We start from the raw sequence: 20640 nt of genomic DNA on the forward strand, positions 1-20640 counted from the left end.
CCGACGGGCCCAACCGGCCGAGTTTCGCACCGGGACGAAGGTCCCGCACCACGTAAAGGTGACAAGTCGGCATACATCCTTGTCGGGCCCACGGGAGGGTGCCGCACACTGAGCCGCATGACCTCCCCCGACCCCGTCCTCATCACCGGCTGCTCGTCCGGCATCGGCGAGGCCACCGCGCTGATGCTGGTGCGCGCCGGCCACACCGTCTACGCCACCGCCCGGCGCCCCGAGACGCTGGCCGACCTCGAGATCGCCGGGGCGCGCATCCTGGCGCTGGACGTGACCGACGAGGAGTCGATGGCCGCGGCGGTCAAGACCGTCGAGGACGAGCAGGGCAGCGTCGGCACGCTCGTCAACAACGCGGGCTATGGAGAGTACGGCCCGGTCGAGGAGACCGACCTGGCCCGCGTGCGGACGATGTTCGAGACCAACGTCTTCGGCCTGTCCCGGCTGACCCAGCTGGTGCTGCCGGGGATGCGCCGGGCCGGCCGCGGCCGCGTGGTCAACATCAGCTCGATGGGCGGGCGGATCGTCTTCCCCGTCGGCGGCTACTACCACGCCAGCAAGTACGCCGTGGAGGCCATCAGCGACGCCCTGAGGGTGGAGGTCAAGCCGTTCGGGATCGACGTCGTCGTTGTCGAGCCGGGCCTGATCCGCACGGGCTTCGAGGGGCGCGTCAACGAGGGGATCGCCTCCGACGCCGGGCTCACCTCCGGCCAGAGCGCGTATGCCGAGCTGCTCGCCAAGAGCGAGAAGGCCACCGCCGACAGCTACTCGACGCGGCTGGCGGTCGGGCCGGACTCCGTGGCCAAGGTCGTGCTCAAGGCGGTCGAGGCCGACCGGCCGCGCACCCGCTACGTCGTGACGCCGGCGGCCAGGGCGATGATCGCGCTGCGCAAGCTCGGCGGCGACCGGGTGTGGGACACCTTCGTCCGGGCCCAGTTCAAGCTCTGACCCCGTCGCCTTCTCCGCCGAGAGGGACGTTCCTCGGGCTTGAGAGGGGCCCAAACCCCGAGGAACGTCCCTCTCGGCGGGTAGTTTCAGCGCATGGCTGAGCACCCGGACCTCGAGCCCGCCGAGGCGTTGCGCCGGATCGCGTTCCTGCTCGAGCGCTCCCGCGCCGGCACCTACCGCGTCAAGGCCTTCCGCGGCGCCGCCGCCACCGTCCGGGCGACCGATCCCGAGGAGCTGCGCCAGCGCGCCGAGGTGGGGTCACTGACCGACCTGCCGGGCATCGGCTCGGCGACCGAGGCGGTCATCCGGGAGGCGCTGGCAGGTGAGGTCCCGGCATACCTGAAGTCGTTGGAGGACAAGGCCGCCGGGCCGCTGGCGACCGGCGGGGAGCAGGTGCGGGCGGCGCTGCGCGGCGACCTGCACTGCCACTCCGACTGGTCCGACGGCGGGTCGCCGATCGAGGAGATGGTGGTGACCGCGATGGAGCTCGGCCACGACTACCTCGTACTGACCGACCACTCGCCGCGGCTCAAGGTCGCCAACGGCCTGTCCGTCGAACGGCTGACGAAGCAGCTCGGGGTCATCGACGCCGTCAACGAGCACCTCGACGGGCAGTTCCGGCTGCTCAAGGGGATCGAGGTCGACATCCTCGACGACGGTGAGCTCGACCAGACCCCCGAGATGCTCGGCAAGCTGGACGTCGTCGTCGCCTCGGTGCACTCCAAGCTGAAGATGAACGCCGGGCCGATGACCACCCGGATGGTGGCGGCGGTGTCGAACCCGCGGGTCAACGTGCTGGGCCACTGCACCGGGCGCCTGGTCGAGGGCGAGCGCGGCACCCGCGACCAGAGCAGCTTCGACGCAGCGGCGGTGTTCGAGGCGTGCGCCGCCCACGACGTGGCGGTGGAGATCAACTCCCGCCCGGAGCGGCGCGACCCCCCGGACGAGCTGCTGACCCTGGCGCTCGAGGCCGGCTGCCTGTTCTCCATCGACAGCGACGCCCACGCGCCCGGGCAGCTGGACTTCCTGGCCTACGGCTGTGAGCGCGCACAGCGGCTCGGCGTGCCGGTCGAGCGCATCGTCAACACGTGGGAGGTCGACCGGCTGCTGGCCTGGGCACGCCCCTGAGCAGGCGTTTTCGTGCTCAGGACGGGGCGGAACGACCCATTTTGGTGATCGGGGCATTCCTCCCCTATGCTTTCCGAGTCCTCGACGGATCCGAGCTGGTCGCTCGACAGCGGCGGGGGTCCTGAACAGGTCGAAAGATCCAGGTCCCCATCGTCTAGCGGCCTAGGACCCCGCCCTTTCACGGCGGTAGCACGGGTTCGAATCCCGTTGGGGATACGCAGTAACCTTGCATCATCAAGGCCCCGTAGCGCAGTTGGTTAGCGCGCCGCCCTGTCACGGCGGAGGTCGCCGGTTCGAGCCCGGTCGGGGTCGCTCTTCTTGCCAGAGCGTCCAGCGCCACTCCCACTCGGGGAGTGGCGCTTTTCGTTTGCCGACAAGGGTTTCGCGGCCGATACCGCATCGTTGTCCGGCCTTTGACGCATCAACGATATGGTCGGCGAACCCGACAAACCGGACAGGCGTGCGGGGCCTGGGGCCCTGACCCTCCGGCGCTTGTCGCCCCTCCCCCTCCGTCTGCCCCGAGGTAGGTCAACGTGACAGTCGCGGTCATCGGCGCCGGGTTCGCCGGCCTGGCCACAGCCAAGGTGCTGCGCCAGTCCGGCTTCGAGGTCACCGTCTTCGACAAGGCCCCCGACGTCGGCGGCGTGTGGAGCAGCACCCGCCGCTACCCGGGGCTGCGCACGCAGAACAACAAGGGCAGCTACCGGCTCTCCGACCACCCGATGCCGCGGTCGTTCCCGGAGTGGCCGAGCGGCGAGCAGGTCCAGGCCTACCTCGAGGGCTACGTGCGCCGGTTCGACCTGCGGGAGTGCCTGCGCCTGGGCACCGAGGTGATCGGCGCCCGGCTCCTGGCGGACGAGAGCGGCTGGGAGGTGACCACCTCCGACTCCGACGGGGCCCTGGTGACCGGGACCTACGAGCAGCTCGTCGTGGCCAACGGGATCTTCTCCGTCCCGGCGCCGCCGAGCCTGCCCGGGGCGGCGGAGTTCCGGGCCGCCGGGGGTCGCGTCGTCACCACCAGCGACCTGCACGACGTCGGGGAGGCCCGCGGGCGGCACGTGGTCGTCCTCGGCTACGGCAAGTCGGCGTGCGACGTCGCGGTGCCGGTCAGCGACGTCGCGGCGAGCACGACCGTGGTCGCCCGCGAGCTGCTGTGGAAGATGCCCACGAAGATCAAGGGCGTCCTCAACTACAAGTACCTGATGCTGACCCGGATGGGCGAGGCGCTCTTCCGCTGGATCGAGCCGACCGGCGTCGAGGCGTTCCTGCACGGCCGGGGCAACGGGCTGCGGCAGCGGATGCTCGGCAGCGTCGAGGCGGTCACCACGACGCAGCTGGGCCTGCAGGAGCTCGGCCTGGTGCCGCACGGCTCGTTCGAGGACATCGCGCGCAGCACGGTCTCCCTGGCCACCGAGGGCTTCTTCGAGCGGGTTGGCGCCGGCACGATCCGGGTGCACCGCGACCGGGTCGTCGAGCGGCTCCTGGAGAAGGACGGCCGGCCCCACGCCGAGCTGAGCGACGGCACCCTGATGCCGGCCGACCTGGTCGTCTGCGGGACCGGGTTCCGTCAGGAGGTGCCCTTCCTCGACCCCGCGATCCAGCGCCGGATCACCGACCAGGACGGCAACTTCCAGCTGTGGCGCCAGATCCAGCCGCTGACCGTGCCGCGGCTGTTCTTCGCCGGCTACAACTCCTCGTTCTTCAGCCCGCTCAGCGCGGAGATGGCCGCGGTCTGGATCGCCGACCTGCTGCTCGGCGGGCACGAGGTCCCGCCGCTGGAGGAGCGCCGCGCCCACGTCGAGCGACGGCTCGCGTGGATGCAGGAGCGCACCCGTGGCCACCACGCCCGCGGGACCAACATCATCCCGTTCTCGATGCACAACATCGACGAGGTGCTGGACGACACCGGCCTGAACGTCGGCCGGGCCACGCGCGCGCTGCAGTGGCTGCTGCCACTGGACCCCGCGGCATACCGCTCGGTCACCCGCCGGCTGGTGCGCCGCAGCAGGAGCGCAGCCAAGCGGGCGTAAGAGCCAAGCGGGCGTCAGGCCTCCGTGGCGGCACCCCGGTGCCACACTCACGGAGTGAGCGAGAGCGCGCCGCCACGGCGGGCCCGGGACCGGTATGACGCGGTGCCCGGGCTGCTGGTGCTCGGCTACCTGCTCTCGGCCATCTCGGTCGCCGGCCTGGGGCGGGTGGTGACGGGCGTGGTCTACCTCGCGGCGCTCGTCGTCGCCTGGGCCTCCTCGGTGCTGCGCCGGCTGCGCGGCCAGCTGGCGGCCGCCGCCCTGCTCCTGCTCGCACTCCCGGTGGCGGTCGCGCGCCTCGTCGGGGCCGAGCAGACCGCGAACGTGCTGGGCAGCCTCTGGCTCTCGCTGGTGCAGCTGCTCACCCTGGTCACCAGGTCCTGTGCGCGTCATCGTCGCCAGTGCCCGTCGGTTCTTCCACTGATTCGGCCGGGGTCGAAAGGTCCTGCGCCGGCCGTCGCCGTGCGAGTGGCCGCCGCACCCGGCGTCGGCGGCACCCCCGCGGATGGGCTATCCTCGTGCCGTCGCGGACGTGCTCCCCTGCATCCCTTCGCAGGTTCGGGCCTCCGCGAATGCATTGCCCACGGCCAGGTAGCTCAGTTGGTACGAGCGTCCGACTGAAAATCGGAAGGTCGGCGGTTCGACCCCGCCCCTGGCCACCACAAACCCGCAGGTCAGAGAACTGGCCCGCGGGTTTCGTGCTTCTCGGGCCCCATCTTGCTAACGCTTTTGCCAACAGTCGCCTTGAACACCGCGCGGGCGAAGATGTCCATAATTGGGCAGGGGTTCTTCCCGTCGCAAGCAGCCGATGTGCGAGCTCGAAGCTAGGCTGCGGACTCGTGAAACCCGGGTCCTGGATCGCCGACGCCAGCGACTCCTATGACCGGGTCGCCGATCGGTATGCCGACCTCGTGAGGACTGGGCTGGAGGCCCTCCCGCTCGAGAAGCGCCTCGTCGACCACTTCGCACAGGGAGTCGTCGAGGCTGGCGGGGGGCCGGTACTCGACGTCGGGTGCGGGCCCGGGTGGCTGACCCGACACCTGGCGTCACGCGGTCTGGCGGTCTCAGGCATCGACATCTCGACCGCCATGCTGCGCTTGGCACGCACCAACAATCCAGGACTCGGCTTCGCCGCAGCATCCCTGACACAGATCCCCGTTGCCGACGGCGCAACTGCAGGCGTCTTCTGCTGGTACGTACTGCACCACGTCCCGGACGAGGACCTTGACACCGCGATCCGGGAGCTCTCTCGGGTGATCGTCCCAGGCGGATCGCTCATGCTCGGCGGCCATGTCGGCGACAGCACGTACGTCAAGACCGAAGGCTACGGCGGTCTCCCCATGCGAGTGCTCTTCGCGCGCCGCAGCCCCGAGACCTACGCGCACCTACTGCGCGGGGCCGGGCTGGTGGTCGACGCCACCATTGCGCTCGGGCCGGACCATCCAGCATCCGGGGCCATCTGGCTCGCGCACAAACCAGTCTGACGCCCCAGAACCGCCGCCGCACGATCACCTCGGCTCAGCCCACGCCGAGATGGTGTCAGGCGCCGACTCTCGGGGCCCCCCACAGTGACAGGCAGAACGGATGCCCGGCCGGGTCGGCGTAGACGAAGCAGTGGTCGGCGTTGGGCTGATGCTCGAATCGGGTGGCGCCGGCCGCCAGCACACGCGCTCCGGTCGCCTCCAGGTCGTCGACGAAGAACTCGAGGTGCATCTGCATCCCCACCTCGCCATCCGGCCAGGTGGGTGGCCGGTAGTCGTCGATCTGCTGGAATCCGATGTCACCGTTCGGCCCTTCTACGAGCGCCCAGTACTCGTCGCCCTTCGCGACCCCGCCGGTGATCTCGGCGTAGAACCGCGCGAGCATGATTGCGTCGGACGCATTGACCGTCGTTCCGCTGAGCCTGATCAGGTCCGACATCAACCGATCTCCATCTGCTGGTACGTGGGTGTGAGCTCTTCCCAGCGTTCCTTCCAGCCGGGCGCCCCGGCATCGGAGCTCCAGCCCTCCGGATGGACCGGGCCGTCGACCTCCAGCGACCGACCGAGATCCTCGAGGTGGGCCCGCCAACCTGAGGCGTGGAACGGGAGATGCTCCATCGGCAGGCCGCGCTCCTCGACCACCAGCCGGGTCTTGGAGCCCTCCTCGGTGAGCCACGCCTCGATCTGCCCCTCGTCGTCCGTACCCGGCTCCGTCGTCAGCAGCAGGTGGTGGGGCGCATCGCACACCTCGATGCGTGCCGGACCGGTCCAGCTGCTCGTGAAGACGGCCTGGATCGTGCCGCCGACCCGCATGTCGCCGTCGACCCGGGCGATCCAGCGGGCCAGCCGCTCGGGCGTCGTACACGCCTGCCAGAGGTCGCCGATGTCCGTGTCGTAAAGGTCCTCGACCCGGACGGCTCCGCGGGTCTCGTCGAGTGTTCGCATCGTCGCGATCGTGGTCATCGTCGTGCCTTCTTTCCTCGTGAGATCTCGGTATGGAGGGCGTCGAGCCGGTTCTCCCAGAGCCGGCGGTACTCACCCAGCCACTCGTCGACCTCGACGAGCGCGTCCGGGCGGAGCGTGTAGATCCGGCGCTGCGCGTCCTGGCGTACGTCGACCAGCCCGGCTTCCCGCAGCACGCGCAGATGCCGGGACACGCCCGGGCGAGCGATCGGGAGAGCCTCAGCCAGTTCCCCCGCACTCGCCGGGTGATCGCGGAGGATCTCGAGAACCGTGCGCCGGCTCTCGTCTGCCAGCGCGTGCAACACCGCATCCATGGGATTAATGTAACCATGTGGGTACGTATCCGCAAGGTTACGTTCGACGGGACGAAGTCTCGAGTCCGGGAGGTTCAGAAATGACGGTGGTAGTTGACGCCGAGATCGCTGCGTTGATGCGCTGTCTCCAGGGAGAGCGAGAGCACGTGCTGGGGGCCGTGGAAGGCCTCAGCGACGAGGCGTTGCGGCGCCCCGTGCTGCCCTCGGGGTGGAGCTGCCTGGGGATGGTGCAGCACCTGGCTCTGTCGGTGGAGCGTCTGTACTTCCGCGCTGTTGTGGCTGGGGATCCGGAGGTCATCGAACAGGTGGGCAGCCAGGCCAGCGCATGGCAGGTGGATCCCGCCCTCCCGGCCGCCGACGTCCTTGACAGCTACAGCCTCGAGGCGTCCCTGGCGGATGCCGTCATCGCCGCCTCATCCCCAGATGCCGACCTGGCCTGGTGGCCCTTTCCGGAGGGCGAGTGGCGCCTGCACAACCTTCGGGATGTCCTGCTCCACGTGATCACTGAGACCGCCTGCCACGCCGGACACCTCGACGCGGTCCGCGAACTCATCGACGGGCAACAGTGGCTGGTGAACACCTAGCCGGCGCGGCTTCTGGTCCTCGGGCGTCCGGTCAGCGTGCGGGGTCGATGCGTCTGATGTTGGTCCAGCCGGTCCAGCCGCGCTCCTCCAGGAGAACGAGCAGGCGTGGCGCGCAGGGGAAGGACTCGATGAACGCCGCGTCGAGCAGCGCGACGAGGTCATCGCTGATGGGGTGCTCGTCCTCGATCCCCTCGGCCTCGGCGGCCGCGGCGGCGGCCGAGATGAAGGCAGCCACCCGGTCCGCGAGGGCAGGCAGTCGTGGGTCGTCGGGGCCGCAGTCGACCAGGTCCCCGACGTCGAGGTAAAGGCGCCGCAGCTCCTCGTGCTCGAGCTGCGCCTGCTTGATCGCCATGAACGCCGGCGTCTGCTCCGGCATCTGCGCGGCGACCAGGATCCAGCTGTCGCGCTCGACCTCGACCAGCCGCTCCCGGAAGCCGAGCTCGCGCATTCGGTCGAGGTACGCGACCACCTCGGGTGGCAGCGCCAGGCTGTCGCCGGAGGCGAGCCGGGCGATCCGCTCCCGGTGACGCTGGCGCTCCCGGATCTCGGCCCGCAGGCGGCGGTCGATGTCCTCGACCGCCGCCGCGAACTCCTCCCCACCAGCGGCCAGCAGGCACTGCACCTGCGACAGCGGCACGCCCGCGTCGGCCAGGGTGCGGATCTTGACGAGCTCGACCACCGCGGCCGCGTCGTAGCGCCGGTACCCGGAGTGGTCACGCTCAGGCTCGGGCAGCAACCCCTTGGCGTGGTAGTGCCGAACCGCACGCACCGTGACTCCGGCATACGTCGCGAGCTGGCTGATGGTGAGCATGGCCCTAGTCTGCGAGCTTGGCGGCCACGCCGCGGTTGAGGCTCGCCCGCGACCGGTCCATGTATGTCGTGGCGCCGCTCAGGCGGGCGTCGCAGAACGCGGCGACGTCCGGGCCCGTGACGTCCAGGACGCCCTTGCCGGCTGCCGCGCTGTCCTCGAACAGGTCGAGGACCTCGCGCAGGATGGCGACGATGTCCATGCCGTCGCCAGAGGTGAAGCGCCACATGTAGGACTTCATCTCGTTGTAGACGATGCGGTAGTCGCGGGGCAGCAGGTTGGCCCGCGCCTCCATCGCCTTCCACTCCTTCTTGTCGCCGATGATCCTGGTCAGGAAGCCGGTCATGGTCATGTCTTCTCCGTTGCGTGGGTGGGGTGGTGCGTGGGTGGGATGGTGCGTGGGTGGGGCGGTGCTGACGGGGTCAGGCGATCTTGCTGCGGAAGGTGCGCATCGCCAGGACGTAGGCGACCAGGAGCAGGCCGACGCACCAGGCGAGGGCGACCCAGACCTCGGTGCCGACCGGCCGCTGGGCGAACAGGTCGCGGATCGTGTTGACGATCGAGGTGACCGGTTGGTGCTCGGCGAACCATCGCACCGGTGCGGGCATGCCCTCGGTGGGCACGAAGGCCGAGCTGATGAACGGCAGGAAGATCAACGGGTAGGAGAACCCGCTCACCCCGTCGACGGACTTCGCGGTCAACCCGGGGATCACGGCCAGCCAGGTCAGGGCCAGGGTGAACAGCACGAGGATCCCGAGCACCGCCAGCCAGGCCAGCACCCCGGCGCCGGTGCGGAAGCCCATCGCCAGGGCGACGAGCACGACCAGGACCAGCGAGACCAGGTTGGCCACGACCGAGGTCAGCACGTGGCCCCACAGCACCGCCGAGCGGGCGATCGGCATGGACTGGAACCGTTCGAAGATGCCGCCGGAGACGTCGGTGAACAGGCGGAACGCGGTGTACGCGATGCCCGAGGCGACGGTGATCAACAAGATGCCCGGCAGCAGGTAGTCGACGTAGCTGCCACCGCCGGCCGGGCCGCCGAACTGGATGGCGCTGCCGAAGACGTAGACGAACAGCAGCAGCATGGCGATCGGCGTGATGGCCGTGGTGATGATCGTGTCGGGGCTGCGCAGGATGTGGCGCAGGGACCGCCTGGTCAGGACCGCGGTGGCGCTGGGGACGAGAGTGGTCATCGCTGGGCTCCCTGCTCGGCCACGGCCCCAGCCCCGGCCTGGGTCGTCGTGGAGGTGGTGGTGGCGCCGTCGTGGCCGACGATCGCGAGGAAGATGTCTTCCAGGGATGGCTGCTTCTCGACGTACTCGACCGTGGCCGGCGGGAACAGCGCCTTGAGCTCGGCGAGAGTGCCCTCGGCGATGATGCGACCCTCGTGCAGCACCGCGATCCGGTCCGCGAGCTGCTCGGCCTCCTCCAGGTACTGCGTGGTGAGCAGCACCGTGGTGCCCTGGCCGGCGAGCTCTCGGACGGTGCTCCACACCTCGATCCTCGACTGCGGGTCCAGCCCGGTCGTGGGCTCGTCGAGGAAGAGCACGGCGGGCTCCCCGATCAGGCTCATCGCGATGTCGAGCCGGCGCCGCATGCCACCGGAGTAGGTCGCCACCCTGCGGCCGGCTGCCTCGACGAGGTCGAACCGGGCCAGCAGTGCGTCGGCGGTCGCGCGCGGGTTGGGCACGCGCCGCAGCTCGGCGATGAGGACGAGGTTCTCGCGCCCGGTGAGCACCTCGTCGACGGCGGCGAACTGCCCGGTGAGGCTGATCGACTCGCGGACCTTCACCGGCTGGGTGGCGACGTCGTACCCGTTGACGGTGGCAGTCCCGCCGTCGGCCCGCAGCAGCGTGGACAGGATCCGCACCGCGGTCGTCTTGCCGGCACCGTTGGAGCCGAGCAGGGCGTAGATGGTGCCCGAGGGGACGCGCAGGTCAACCCCCCGGAGCACCGAGTTCTCGCCGTAGGACTTGGTGAGCCCGGCGATCTCGATGGCTGTTGTCGAAGTCATGGGAGGAGCCTGCAACCTTGACGCTGGGTCAAGGTCAACACCAATTTCCGGCTCGACGGAAGAAGCGCCTCGAGGCCGGGCCTGCCAACGGTCAGTGAGGGCCGGGGAGTGGGAGCACCGCCGGTATGCCGTGCGTGACCTCGACACACTCGCCGCAGACCTCAGGCATCGGCTTTGCCCGCAAGCCGGGATAACCCATTGCGGATGGCCGGTGCCGGGTGTCTGGTTGATCGGCCATCAACCCCGGAGGGAACCTGTCATGTCGCTGCCCACCCCCACGCTGCACACCGCTCGCCTGCGACTGCGTCCCTTCGACGACGCGGATGCGGACGACCTCTTCGCGCTGCACAGCAGCGCGCACGTGCTGCGCTACTGGGACTCACCGCCGTGGAGCGAACGCGCGCGTGCCGAGCGGTTCATCACCGCCTGCCGGCAGATGGCGGCGGATGGCACCGGGGCGCGGCTGGCCGTGGATCGTGTCTCCGACGGGGCGTTCATCGGCTGGTGCAGCCTGAACCGGTGGAACCCTGACTACCGCAGCGCGTCGCTGGGCTACTGCTTCGCCGACGCAGCGTGGGGCCACGGCTACGCGACGGAGGCCGCGGGCGCCTTGCTGCGGTGGGCCTTCGACACGCTGGACCTGAACCGCGTCCAGGCTGAGACCGACACGCGCAACGGGGCATCTGCCCGCGTGCTGGAGAAGCTCGGGTTCGTGCGCGAAGGGACGTTGCGGGAGGACTGCGTCGTGGACGGCGACGTCTCTGACTCGTGGGTCTACGGGTTGCTCCGGCGAGAGTGGCGGCCGTCGTCCGAGCCGGTTCCCGCTGCTCAGGCAGATCAGGAATCGAGAAGCGCCTGACACGGGGCAGCGCCTAGCGTGACGCCATACAGGTGGACCGGCTGCCCACCCGACAGAGGGAGACAGGATGAGCGACACGACGAGGACCGACCCGTCGCCCGGTGAGCACGTCGCCGACACCCACGACCTGATCCGCGTGCATGGCGCGCGGGAGAACAACCTCCAGGACATCAGCGTCGAGCTGCCGAAGCGCCGGCTGACCGTCTTCACCGGCGTCTCCGGATCGGGCAAGAGCTCGCTGGTCTTCGCGACCATCGCCGCCGAGTCGCAGCGCATGATCAACGAGACCTACAGCGCCTTCGTCCAGGGCTTCATGCCGTCGCTGGCGCGTCCCGACGTCGACCTCCTCGAGGGGCTGACGACGGCGATCATCGTCGACCAGGAGCGGATGGGCGCCAACCCGCGCTCGACCGTCGGGACCGCGACCGACGCCAACGCGATGCTGCGCATCCTGTTCAGCCGCATCGGCACGCCGCACATCGGTCCGCCCACCGCCTTCGCGTTCAACGTCCCGACGCGTGTCGCCAGCGGCGTGATGAAGACCGACAAGGGCGGCCGGGAGGAGAAGACGGTCGTCCGCAACGCGGTCTACCAGGGCGGCATGTGCCCGCGCTGCGAGGGCATGGGGTCGGTCAACGACTTCGACCTCACCGCGATCTACGACGAGTCCAGGTCGCTCTCCGAAGGAGCGCTCCTGGTCCCCGGTTACAGCATGGACGGGTGGTACGGCCGCATCTTCAGCGGCGCCGGACTGCCCATGGACAAGCCCGTCGGGTCGTTCACGCCGAAGCAGCTCCAGAAGCTCCTGTATGGCGAGCCGGAGAAGATCAAGGTCGACGGCGTCAACCTCACGTATGAGGGCGTCCTCACCAAGGTGCAGAAGTCCATGCTGTCCAAGGACCTCGAGGCGATGCAGCCGCACGTGCGCCGCTTCGTCGAGAGGGCCGTCACCTTCACCACCTGCCCGGACTGCGGCGGCACGCGACTCACCAAGGAGGCGCTGTCCTCCAGGATCAAGGGCAAGAACATCGCCGAGCTCTGCACGATGCAGATCAGCGACCTGTCCGAGTGGCTGCGAGACCTCGACGAGCCCGAAGTCGCCCCGCTGCTGCGCGGGCTGCAGCACCTGCTCGACTCGTTCGCCGAGATCGGCCTGGGCTACCTCTCCCTGGACCGCCCGGCGGGCACGCTGTCCGGCGGCGAGGCTCAGCGCACCAAGATGATCCGCCACCTGGGGTCCTCGCTCACCGACGTCACCTACGTCTTCGACGAGCCGACGATCGGCCTGCACCCGCACGACATCGAGCGGATGAACCGGCTGCTGCTCCAGCTGCGCGACAAGGGCAACACGGTGCTCGTGGTCGAGCACAAGCCCGAGACGATCGCGATCGCCGACCACGTCGTCGACCTCGGACCAGGAGCCGGCACCTCCGGTGGGACCGTCTGTTTCGAGGGCACCGTCGCGGGGCTGCGCAAGAGTGACACCACGACCGGCCACCACCTCGACGACCGGGTGAGCCTCAAGGGGTCGGTGCGGGAGCCGTCCGGGGCGCTCGAGATCCGCGGCGCGTCGACGCACAACCTGCAGAAGGTCGACGTCGACATCCCGCTCGGGGTCCTGTGCGTCATCACCGGTGTCGCCGGATCCGGCAAGAGCTCACTCATCCAGGGGTCGGTCGCGAACGACGAGGGCGTCGTGGTCGTCGACCAGGGCGCGATCCGCGGCTCCCGAAGGAGCAACCCGGCGACCTACACCGGCCTGCTCGAGCCGATCCGCAAGGCCTTCGCCAAGGCCAACGGCGTCAAGCCGGCGCTGTTCAGCTCCAACTCCGAGGGCGCTTGCCCCGCCTGCAACGGCGCCGGCGTCATCTACACCGAGCTCGGGGTCATGGCGACCGTCGAGTCGACGTGCGAGGAGTGCGAGGGCCGTCGTTTCCAGGCCGCGGTGCTGGAGTACACGCTCGGCGGACGCAACATCGCCGACGTGCTCGCGATGTCGGTCGACGAGGCCGGCGCGTTCCTCGGGGACGGCGAGGCGAAGACACCGGCCGCGCACAAGGTCCTGACCCACCTGGCCGACGTCGGGCTCGGCTACCTCAGCCTCGGCCAGCCGCTCACGACGCTCTCCGGCGGTGAGCGGCAGCGGCTCAAGCTGGCCACCCACCTGGGCGAGAAGGGCGGCGTGCTGGTCCTCGACGAGCCGACCACGGGCCTCCACCTCGCCGACGTCGCCCAGCTCCTCGGCCTGCTCGACCGGCTCGTCGACTCGGGCAAGTCGGTCATCGTCATCGAGCACCACCAGGCGGTCATGGCGCACGCCGACTGGATCATCGACCTCGGCCCCGGTGCCGGCCACGACGGCGGGCGAATCGTGTTCGAGGGAGCGCCCGCCGACCTGGTCACTGCGCGCTCGACCCTCACGGGCCAGCACCTCGCCGCCTACGTGGGCGGCTGACCCATGGTGTTCTGGCAGCTGACGATCGATGCGAACGACCCCGCCCTGCTCGCGCGGTTCTGGGCGGCGGCACTGGGCTACCAGCCGGTGCCGCCGTCCGAGCCGCAGACCACCTGGAACGCGCACTACCGCAACCGGCTGGGCGAGCGGGACGCGTTCGGTGACCGGCTCTTCGACCCGGAGGGGCTGCGTCCGCCGCTGTGGTTCCAGCAGGTGCCGGAGACGAGGGCGGGCAAGAACCGGCTCCACCTCGACCTCTATCCCACGGGCCGTGACGACACCCTGACGCTGGACCGGCGGGTCGAGGTCGTCGAGGCCCGGGTCGCCGAGCTGGTGGCGCTCGGCGCCACGGTCGAGCGCCGGGCGGGTGGCCACGACCCGGAGAACCCCTACTACTGGGTCGTCATGCACGACCCCGAGGGCAACGAGTTCTGCGTGAGCTGAGCCGGACTGCGTCACCGCGTGGTGCGTGACCCAGCCTCGACCCGGCGCTTGAGGTTCGTGAACTGCCGGGTCTGCATGACCCAGTGCGAGGGCGACAGGACCGCGACGCTCATCAGCGGCTGGAGCCACCGCGGCCGCAGCGACCAGTAGCCGCTGACGACCAGTCGGGTGCGCTGCCCGGGCAGCTCGGCAAGCTGGAAGGACCACGTCGAGTCGGTGAACCGCGACGGCCGTTCGCCGACCGGGTCGAACGGGCGCCCGCGCAGGTCGAGGGACATCCGCAGCGCCAGGAAGCGTTCCGGCTCCAGCGCCGCGACCTCCCACCACTGGCCCCGGTCAGGCCGGGCGATGAACCGGTCCCCCACCTCGACCGGCTGCCACTCAGGGTGGATCCGGTGGGCGCTGGGACGGCCGAAGTTGTCGAGGCGGTCCCAGCTGTACCACCCGCCGCGGTCGGTCCCCATCTGCACCAGCCACGGCCAGACCTGCGCGGGCGGGGCGTCGATGGTCGTGGCCATCGTCGCGGCGCGGGTGCCCCCGGGGACGATCTCCCGCCCGGGGAAGTCCGCGCCCACCTCGGCCTCGGTCGCACCCCAGCGCAGCAGCCGTGGACGGACCACCACCAGATATGCCGTGACCGCGGCGGCCGCTGCCAGCGCCACCAGGTCGAGGGGATGCCTCCGGTCCATGTCCCCACGGAATCCGCCGGAGGCCGGCCAGGTCAGGGGAGAACGTCCCGCCGGCGACCGCATCGGTGCGGGTTGTGCATCGGGCCGGCGGCGGGACGATGAGGGAGGGCCGCCCCCAGGGCGGAGCCGCGACCCCGGCCGGTGGCAGAGACGAGGACGGCCATGAACGTCACAACGGGCGCCAAGCCGTCGCGGCGGGCACGCGCCGCGGGGATCTACGGCACCATCGTCACCGCCTCGGTCCTCGCGACCGCCGGGGGGAACCTGCGGCCTTCGCTGCTCGAGGTCCTGGTGTTCGGCACCCTGCTGGTCTACTGGCTGGCCGAGGTCTACGCCGAGATCCTCGCCGAGCACATCCACGCCGGCCGGCTCCCGACCGGTCGGGAGCTCCGGGGGCTGGTGGGGGCGACCTGGCACCTGGTGGCCGCGTCGTACATCCCCCTGCTCGTCCTGGCGGTGGCCGGGCTGATGGGGGCGACCCCCAAGGTCGCCAGCTTCCTCGCGCTGGCCGCCGCGGTGGTGGTGCTGATCGTCCACGGCCTGACGGCCGGCCGCGCCGCGGGCCTGACCGGCTGGCGGCTGACCGGGAGCACCGCGACCGCCGGCCTGTTCGGCATCGCGATGGTCGCGCTCAAGGCGCTCGTCGCCCACTGAGCGCCGGCTGGCGCCGGTCAGTCCGTGCTGAGCCGCTGGAACAGCACGCAGTCCCGCCAGGCACCACCGAGGTGGAGGTACTGCGGCGCCCGCCCGTACTCGACGAAGCCGTTGCGCAGCAGCACCCGCTGGGAGGCGAGGTTGTCCGGCTGGGTCTCGCCCTGCACCCGGTGCAGCGCCAGCGGCCCGAAGGCCAGCGCGAGCGCGTCGGCCACGGCGACAGTGGCCAGGCCCTGACCGGTGCGGTCGGCGCTGATCCAGTAGCCGACGCTCGCGGACTGGAACGCCCCGCGGATGATGCTGTTGAGGTTCAGCGTCCCGGCGAGCTCGCCGGCGGCGTCGAGGACCACCATCGGCACCCGGCGTCCTGCCTCGTGCTCGGCGAGCGCCTGGACCGCGGCCTCGCGCTGCCGCTCGACGGTGAGCCAGTCCCCGTCGCGGAGCGGCGCGGACCGGGCCAGGTGCTCACTGTTGCGCACCAGCAGCTCGGTCAGCGCGGGGACGTCCTCGAGGGTGAGCAGTCGCGTGGGCACCGCCGCACCCTACGCGCTGTCGGCGACCACACGGCATACCGGTGCGCGGGCCCCTAGAGTCGCGCAGGTGCGGCGCGCGGGGGCCCTGGGGCCGGACTTCAGCAGGCTGTGGCTGGCCTACGGGGTCAGCTCGGCCGGGTCCGCCCTCAGCGCCGGCGCCCTGCCGCTGGTCGCCGTCACCCTGCTGCACGCCACGACCCTGCAGGTGTCCTTGCTCGCGACGGTCTCGGGGCTGGCCAGCGCCGTGCTGGTGCTGCCCCTGGGCGGACACATCGAGCACCACCGCAAGCGGCCGGTGATGGTCGTCGCCGACCTCCTGCGCGCAGTTGCCTCGCTCAGCGTCCCGGCCGCCGCGTTGTCCGGCGTGCTGACCTACGGCCAGCTCCTGGCGGTGGCCGTGGTGAACACGGCGGGCGCGATGGTGTTCCTCGCGGCCAGCGGCGCCCACCTCAAGGCCCTCGTGCCGGCGCCGCTGCGCCCGGAGGCCAACGGCCGGTTCGAGTCGGTCTTCTGGCTGACCAACAGCGCCGGGCCACCGGCCGGTGGGGCCCTGGTCGCCCTCTTCGGCAGCACCATCACCCTGGCGCTGGACGGGCTCAGCTTCCTGGCCTCCGCCGCCGGGATCCGCAGCCTGCGCCGACCCGAGCCGGACCCGGCGCCGGCCGCCCCGACCCGCCGGCTCGGCCGGGAGGTCACCGCGGGCTGGCCCCACGTCTTCGGCCACCGGGGCCTGCGGGCGCTGTTCTGGAACGCGATGCTCTTCGGCGGGGCGGTGATGATGGCCGGGCCGCTGACCGCCGTCCTCATGCTGCGCGAGCTCGGCCTGCCCGCCTGGCAGTACGGCCTGGTCCTGGGGTTGCCGTGCCTCGGCGGGGTCCTCGGCTCGTCGGTCAGCGCGCGGCTGGTCCGCCGGCACGGCCAGCGCCGCATCCTGCTCGCCGCTGGTCTCCTGCGCACCCCGTGGTTGGTCCTGCTGCCCCTCGCCGGCCGGGGTGTGGCCGGTCTGGCGGTGCTGCTCGTGGCCGAGACCGGACTGCTGGTGGCCGCCGGCGTGTTCAACCCGGTCTTCGCGACCTACCGCATGGAGCAGGTCGCGGACGGGTTCCTCGCCCGCGTCACCACGTCGTGGTCGATCGGGTCCAAGGTCGCCCAGCCGCTGTTCATCGCCCTCGGCGGGGTGGTGGGCGCCTGGGCGGGCATCCGGCCGGCGCTGGGCCTGGCTGCCGCATGCTGCGCGGCCAGTGCCGTCCTGCTCCCCTGGCGCTCGGGGGCTTCCGCCCCTGACCGCCCGCGCGAGGCCCCCCTCGCCGCGAACTGACGGGGCAGCCTCCCCTCAGCCCGCCAGCACGGTGGCGAGGCGCCGTTCCAGCCGCGCGCGGGCCAGGTCGTCGCTGACCTCGACCCCCAGGTCGCGCCACGGCTGGGCCACCTTGGCGGGGTCGGGCAGGTAGCCGACGAGGTCCATCACCTCCCAGTAACGCTGGTCCGCCGGCTCACCGAGGTCGGTGCCCCTGCTCCGGTATGCCGCGCCGAACCGCTGCGCGGCCTCCTCGCCGTGGAGCATCGCGAGGTAGGTGGCGGCGTGGGCCGCGTCCAGGGCGGCCGGCCCCCAGGACGTCTCGACCCAGTCCACGACACCGACCACGCGGCCGCCCTCCCACAGCACGTTGCCCAGGTGGAAGTCCCGGTGCAGGAAGGTCCCGCGGTGCTCCGGCTGCGGCTGCTCGAGCAGCTCGAAGGCCTGCTGCCACAGCTGCGGACGTCGCGCCCAGATAGGAACGACCCGCTTGGCCCGGTGGGCCCACGACTGGAACACCCGCGGCCGTTCGCCAGCCGGGTCATGGGCGTGGATGGCGGCCAACGTCCGGGCCAGCTCGTCGAGGAGGCCGTCGTCGGCCCGGGTCAGCTCCAGCGCACCGGGCAGCCGGGTCATCAGGTGCGCCGGGTCCCCGGCCTCGGCCCCCTCCGGGTCCACCGCCAGCGACACCGGTGCCGGGACCGGGGTGTCGGACAGCTGCCCCTGCACCGCGGACTCCCGGCGGAGCAGCCCACCGGCGTGCGTCCGCCACGGCTCCCTGGTCATCACGCGCAGCACGGCCTGCTCCCCGGTGCTCGCCGCCAGGCGCAGCATCGTGGACGTCCACCCGCCGCGCAGCGGGACCGCGTCCCGGACCCGGCGTCCCCACGCCCGCTCCGCCCAGGCCACCGCCGCGCCGCACCCCACGCTCACGCGGGGATCCTTCCACGGGGCCGGCCCGGCGGCCGCCCGACCGGGGCTCGGCCGCCTCAGCCGGCGTAGGGCACGACCGGCAGGCCGCGGACACCAGCCTCGACGGCGAACACCGACCCCGCCTGCGGGTCCTCACCGTCGGGCAGGTTCTCCCGCGAGGTGGTGACGAAGAGCGTGCCGAGGTCGTCACCGCCGAACGTGCAGGCGCTGACCTGCGCCGCGGGGATCTCGACGACCGCGCTCAAGGTGCCCGACGCGTCATACCGGTGGACGGCGGAACCGCCCCAGAGCGCGACCCACACCCCACCCTCGGCGTCGACGGTCAAGCCGTCCGGGCCACCGCGCTCGACCGTGGTGAACGGGCGACGCTCCACGAGCTGGTCGTCCTCGTCGTCGAAGACGTCGATCCGGCCGGTGAGGCTGTCGACGTAGTAGGCCAGCGTCCCGTCGGGGGACCACGCGATGCCGTTGGAGATGCCGACCGCATCCAGGACCGTGCTCCGCTCACCGTCGGCGCCGATGCGGAACAGCTGCCCCCGCCCCGGCGCGGCGTCGTAGGCCATCGTCCCGGCATACAGCGTCCCGGCCGGGGAGCAGCCGCCGTCGTTGAACCGCACGCCGGGGTCGGACCAGACCTCGGGCAGAGCACGGACCGGGCCGTCGGGGCTGTCGGCGAGCCCCAGCCCGCGCTCGAGGGCGACGACGAAGCCGCCGCCGGCGCGCGGCCGGTGGAAGGCCGCGACCTCTCCGACGTGGAGCCGGTACACGCCGTGGTCGCGCAGCGTGAGCAGGTCACCGCGCGTCATGTCGACCCAGCGCAGGCCGCCCCAGGAGGGCGACCACACCGGCCCCTCCGCGTGGTAGGCGATCGGTCCGGTGACGTTCTCCACGGCGAGCATGCCGACGAACCTATGACGCGGGCCGCGCCGCCACCCTGTCGGGCCCGGCGTCAGGCCCGGCGCAGCCGCAGGAACCCGGGGAAGTCGAGCCGGCGGATCACCAGGCGCTCGAAGGGATTGGCAGCGGCGAGGGCGGCGTCGGCGTCGACGAACTGGGGGTCGGTGAGCCGCAGCTCGCGGCCCTTCCAGCGCAGCCCGCACCCGCCCGCGGCCAGGACGTTCTGCACCCAGTTGGTCTGCGTCCCCCAGGGCAGGCAGATGACGAAGCCGTCACCGGTCACCAGCACCGCCACCGGGATCGCGTAGTCGCGTCCGCTCCGGCGGCCGCGGTGGCGCAGCACCGCCCACACCGGGAACCAGCGGTGGCCGGCCAGCCGCGCGGCGAACGGGGCCGTGGCCTTCACCAGCCGGGCCGGTGGCTTCCGGCGGTTCGCGTCCTCGCTCATGACACCCTCCCTGCGTCGACCCACAAGGGCGACGCCCCCAGCGAAGCACCGGCACGGCCCCGGCGGAAGCCACGCGGGTATGCCGGGTCGCCGGGTCCGCGCGTGGGTGTCCCCCTGTCAGCCCAGGGCCCAGCCCACCAGCGCGAGGGTGGCCATCGACGCGGCCGTGGTCACCACGACGGTGCGGCGGGCCACGGGCGCCCCCTGGCCGTACTCGCGGGCGAAGATGTAGGTGTTCTGGGCCGTCGGCAGCGCGGCGCACACCACCAGGGCCAGCAGCTCGACCCGGCCGAGGCCGAGGGCCAGGCCGACCAGCCAGGCGACCAGCGGCTGGGCGACCAGCTTGAGCGCCGAGAGCAACGCCACCTGTCGGCCCTCGCCGTGCAGGGCCGGGCCCCGCACCGTCAGCGACAGGCCCAGCGCCACCAGCGCGGACGGCACCGCGGCCGCTCCGAGCAGGGCAAGCGGACCGGCGACGACGGCGGGGGCGTGCCAGCCGAACGCCGAGCAGAGCGCGCCGGCGGCCAGGCCGATGATCACCGGGTTGCGCAACGGCAGGGTCAGCAGCCGGGTCGGGTGCAGCGCTCGCCGGTCGGCCGCGCGGTCGAGCAGCACGAGGATCAGCGGCGTCACCACGAGGACCTGGAAGAGCAGCACGCCGGTCAGGAAGGAGGCGTTGCCGAGCACGTGCAGCGCCACGGGGATGCCGAGGTTGGCGGAGTTGACGTAGCCGGCGGCCATCCCGCCGATGGTCGACTCGCCCTCCTTGCGACCGAAGGCCACCCGGCTCAGGGCGAAGCCCGCACCCATGACGCAGACGGTGCTCACGGCGAAGGCGAGGATCCCCCGCCCGCTCAGCGCCAGCGGAGTCCGCGACAGCGAGGTGAACAGCGCCGCCGGCATGGCCAGGTGGAACACGAAGCTGCCCAGCACCCGGTCGGCGTCGGAGCCCCCGAGCAGGCGGAACCGTCCGGCGAGGTAGCCGAGCAGCGTCAGCGCCCAGATGGGCAGGAACGCCGAGAGCATGCAGGACTCCTCGGCCCGGTCGACGGCATCAGCAGGGTGGGGCACGGCCACTGTGCCAGAACGGCACCCGGTTGTTGGCCGGCCGCGCCGTGGCCGTTCGTCGACTGGCAGGAAGTCGGTCGGCCA

24 protein-coding genes and 3 tRNA genes are annotated in these 20640 nt (G+C 71.5%); 14 read left to right on the forward strand and 13 right to left on the reverse strand.

Annotation, left to right across the window (positions count from 1 at the left end):
- The first annotated feature begins 117 nt into the window (after positions 1–117).
- From FB474_RS16810 to FB474_RS16845, 8 genes are all read left to right on the forward strand, one after another.
- Positions 118–957, forward strand: coding sequence for an oxidoreductase (locus tag FB474_RS16810; protein ID WP_141789689.1), 840 nt, complete (start codon positions 118–120; stop codon positions 955–957).
- Between the two features lie 93 nt (positions 958–1050).
- On the forward strand, positions 1051–2085 hold the full coding sequence (locus tag FB474_RS16815) for a PHP domain-containing protein (RefSeq protein WP_141789690.1): 1035 nt from the start codon (positions 1051–1053) through the stop codon (positions 2083–2085).
- 143 nt (positions 2086–2228) lie between these two features.
- Positions 2229–2301: transfer RNA gene (locus FB474_RS16820), tRNA-Glu, on the forward strand.
- Positions 2302–2323: 22 nt separating this feature from the next.
- Positions 2324–2397, forward strand: a tRNA-Asp gene (locus tag FB474_RS16825).
- A gap of 221 nt (positions 2398–2618) precedes the next feature.
- On the forward strand, positions 2619–4115 hold the full coding sequence (locus tag FB474_RS16830; RefSeq protein WP_141789691.1) for a flavin-containing monooxygenase: 1497 nt from the start codon (positions 2619–2621) through the stop codon (positions 4113–4115).
- Positions 4116–4169: 54 nt separating this feature from the next.
- The gene (locus FB474_RS16835; RefSeq protein ID WP_141789692.1) at positions 4170–4733 is read left to right on the forward strand and encodes a hypothetical protein; all 564 of its coding nucleotides are present in this window, start codon (positions 4170–4172) and stop codon (positions 4731–4733) included.
- A tRNA-Phe gene (locus tag FB474_RS16840) sits at positions 4698–4774 on the forward strand. Before FB474_RS16835 ends, FB474_RS16840 begins: the two co-directional genes overlap by 36 nt.
- Positions 4775–4951: 177 nt before the next feature.
- Positions 4952–5596, forward strand: coding sequence for a class I SAM-dependent methyltransferase (locus tag FB474_RS16845; RefSeq protein WP_141789693.1), 645 nt, complete (start codon positions 4952–4954; stop codon positions 5594–5596).
- Between the two features lie 55 nt (positions 5597–5651).
- On the opposite strand, the gene FB474_RS16850 is transcribed toward FB474_RS16845, so the two are convergent.
- From FB474_RS16850 to FB474_RS16860, 3 genes are read right to left on the reverse strand one after another with little or no spacing between them, the layout of a single operon-like run.
- Positions 5652–6032, reverse strand: coding sequence for a VOC family protein (locus FB474_RS16850; RefSeq protein ID WP_141789694.1), 381 nt, complete (start codon positions 6030–6032; stop codon positions 5652–5654).
- Positions 6032–6556, reverse strand: coding sequence for an SRPBCC domain-containing protein (locus FB474_RS16855; protein WP_141789695.1), 525 nt, complete (start codon positions 6554–6556; stop codon positions 6032–6034). The genes FB474_RS16850 and FB474_RS16855 overlap by 1 nt, the downstream gene beginning before the upstream one ends.
- The gene (locus tag FB474_RS16860; protein ID WP_141789696.1) at positions 6553–6870 is read right to left on the reverse strand and encodes an ArsR/SmtB family transcription factor; all 318 of its coding nucleotides are present in this window, start codon (positions 6868–6870) and stop codon (positions 6553–6555) included. The genes FB474_RS16855 and FB474_RS16860 overlap by 4 nt, the downstream gene beginning before the upstream one ends.
- Before the next feature lie 80 nt (positions 6871–6950).
- Here FB474_RS16860 and FB474_RS16865 point away from each other — a divergent pair, with 80 nt between their 5' ends.
- Complete coding sequence (locus FB474_RS16865) at positions 6951–7454, forward strand: DinB family protein (protein ID WP_141789697.1); 504 nt, start codon at positions 6951–6953, stop codon at positions 7452–7454.
- Between the two features lie 31 nt (positions 7455–7485).
- Here the strand turns inward: FB474_RS16865 and FB474_RS16870 are convergent, their stop codons facing one another.
- The 4 genes from FB474_RS16870 to FB474_RS16885 all read right to left on the reverse strand — a co-directional run bounded on the left by FB474_RS16870 (position 7486) and on the right by FB474_RS16885 (position 10279).
- Positions 7486–8265 (reverse strand): MerR family transcriptional regulator, encoded by a 780-nt coding sequence (locus FB474_RS16870; protein WP_141789698.1) that lies wholly within the window; start codon positions 8263–8265, stop codon positions 7486–7488.
- A 4-nt stretch (positions 8266–8269) separates the two neighbouring features.
- Complete coding sequence (locus FB474_RS16875; protein ID WP_246092237.1) at positions 8270–8614, reverse strand: DUF1048 domain-containing protein; 345 nt, start codon at positions 8612–8614, stop codon at positions 8270–8272.
- 70 nt (positions 8615–8684) lie between these two features.
- Entirely contained in the window at positions 8685–9458 is a 774-nt protein-coding gene (locus FB474_RS16880) for an ABC transporter permease (RefSeq protein ID WP_141789699.1), read from the reverse strand.
- Complete coding sequence (locus tag FB474_RS16885) at positions 9455–10279, reverse strand: ABC transporter ATP-binding protein (RefSeq protein WP_141789700.1); 825 nt, start codon at positions 10277–10279, stop codon at positions 9455–9457. Before FB474_RS16885 ends, FB474_RS16880 begins: the two co-directional genes overlap by 4 nt.
- A gap of 259 nt (positions 10280–10538) precedes the next feature.
- On the opposite strand from FB474_RS16885, the gene FB474_RS16890 reads away from it, so the two are divergent.
- From FB474_RS16890 to FB474_RS16900, 3 genes are all read left to right on the forward strand, one after another.
- Positions 10539–11138 (forward strand): GNAT family N-acetyltransferase, encoded by a 600-nt coding sequence (locus tag FB474_RS16890; RefSeq protein ID WP_141789701.1) that lies wholly within the window; start codon positions 10539–10541, stop codon positions 11136–11138.
- Between the two features lie 67 nt (positions 11139–11205).
- Complete coding sequence (locus tag FB474_RS16895; protein WP_141789702.1) at positions 11206–13593, forward strand: ATP-binding cassette domain-containing protein; 2388 nt, start codon at positions 11206–11208, stop codon at positions 13591–13593.
- A 3-nt stretch (positions 13594–13596) separates the two neighbouring features.
- Positions 13597–14037 carry a VOC family protein gene (locus tag FB474_RS16900; protein WP_141789703.1) on the forward strand — a complete coding sequence of 147 codons (441 nt, stop codon included), beginning with the start codon at positions 13597–13599 and terminating at the stop codon, positions 14035–14037.
- An 11-nt stretch (positions 14038–14048) separates the two neighbouring features.
- On the opposite strand, the gene FB474_RS16905 is transcribed toward FB474_RS16900, so the two are convergent.
- A complete protein-coding gene (locus FB474_RS16905; RefSeq protein WP_246092238.1) occupies positions 14049–14726 on the reverse strand; it encodes a hypothetical protein in 678 nt (225 codons plus the stop codon).
- 162 nt (positions 14727–14888) lie between these two features.
- Here FB474_RS16905 and FB474_RS16910 point away from each other — a divergent pair, with 162 nt between their 5' ends.
- A complete protein-coding gene (locus FB474_RS16910) occupies positions 14889–15380 on the forward strand; it encodes a hypothetical protein (protein WP_141789704.1) in 492 nt (163 codons plus the stop codon).
- 17 nt (positions 15381–15397) lie between these two features.
- Here FB474_RS16910 and FB474_RS16915 read toward each other — a convergent pair whose 3' ends face one another.
- Positions 15398–15913 (reverse strand): GNAT family N-acetyltransferase, encoded by a 516-nt coding sequence (locus FB474_RS16915; protein WP_141789705.1) that lies wholly within the window; start codon positions 15911–15913, stop codon positions 15398–15400.
- On the opposite strand from FB474_RS16915, the gene FB474_RS16920 reads away from it, so the two are divergent.
- A complete protein-coding gene (locus FB474_RS16920; RefSeq protein ID WP_221632566.1) occupies positions 15906–17231 on the forward strand; it encodes an MFS transporter in 1326 nt (441 codons plus the stop codon). The genes FB474_RS16915 and FB474_RS16920 overlap by 8 nt on opposite strands.
- A 15-nt stretch (positions 17232–17246) precedes the next feature.
- Here FB474_RS16920 and FB474_RS16925 read toward each other — a convergent pair whose 3' ends face one another.
- The 4 genes from FB474_RS16925 to FB474_RS16940 all read right to left on the reverse strand — a co-directional run bounded on the left by FB474_RS16925 (position 17247) and on the right by FB474_RS16940 (position 20559).
- Positions 17247–18143 (reverse strand): phosphotransferase family protein, encoded by an 897-nt coding sequence (locus FB474_RS16925; protein ID WP_141789706.1) that lies wholly within the window; start codon positions 18141–18143, stop codon positions 17247–17249.
- Between the two features lie 56 nt (positions 18144–18199).
- Positions 18200–19042, reverse strand: coding sequence for an SMP-30/gluconolactonase/LRE family protein (locus tag FB474_RS16930; RefSeq protein WP_185746208.1), 843 nt, complete (start codon positions 19040–19042; stop codon positions 18200–18202).
- 50 nt (positions 19043–19092) lie between these two features.
- Positions 19093–19488 carry a nitroreductase family deazaflavin-dependent oxidoreductase gene (locus tag FB474_RS16935; protein ID WP_246092239.1) on the reverse strand — a complete coding sequence of 132 codons (396 nt, stop codon included), beginning with the start codon at positions 19486–19488 and terminating at the stop codon, positions 19093–19095.
- 117 nt (positions 19489–19605) lie between these two features.
- Entirely contained in the window at positions 19606–20559 is a 954-nt protein-coding gene (locus FB474_RS16940; RefSeq protein WP_221632567.1) for an AEC family transporter, read from the reverse strand.
- Positions 20560–20640 lie beyond the last annotated feature (81 nt).

Origin of the sequence: Oryzihumus leptocrescens, from assembly GCF_006716205.1 — a bacterium.
Lineage (GTDB): Bacteria > Actinomycetota > Actinomycetes > Actinomycetales > Dermatophilaceae > Oryzihumus > Oryzihumus leptocrescens.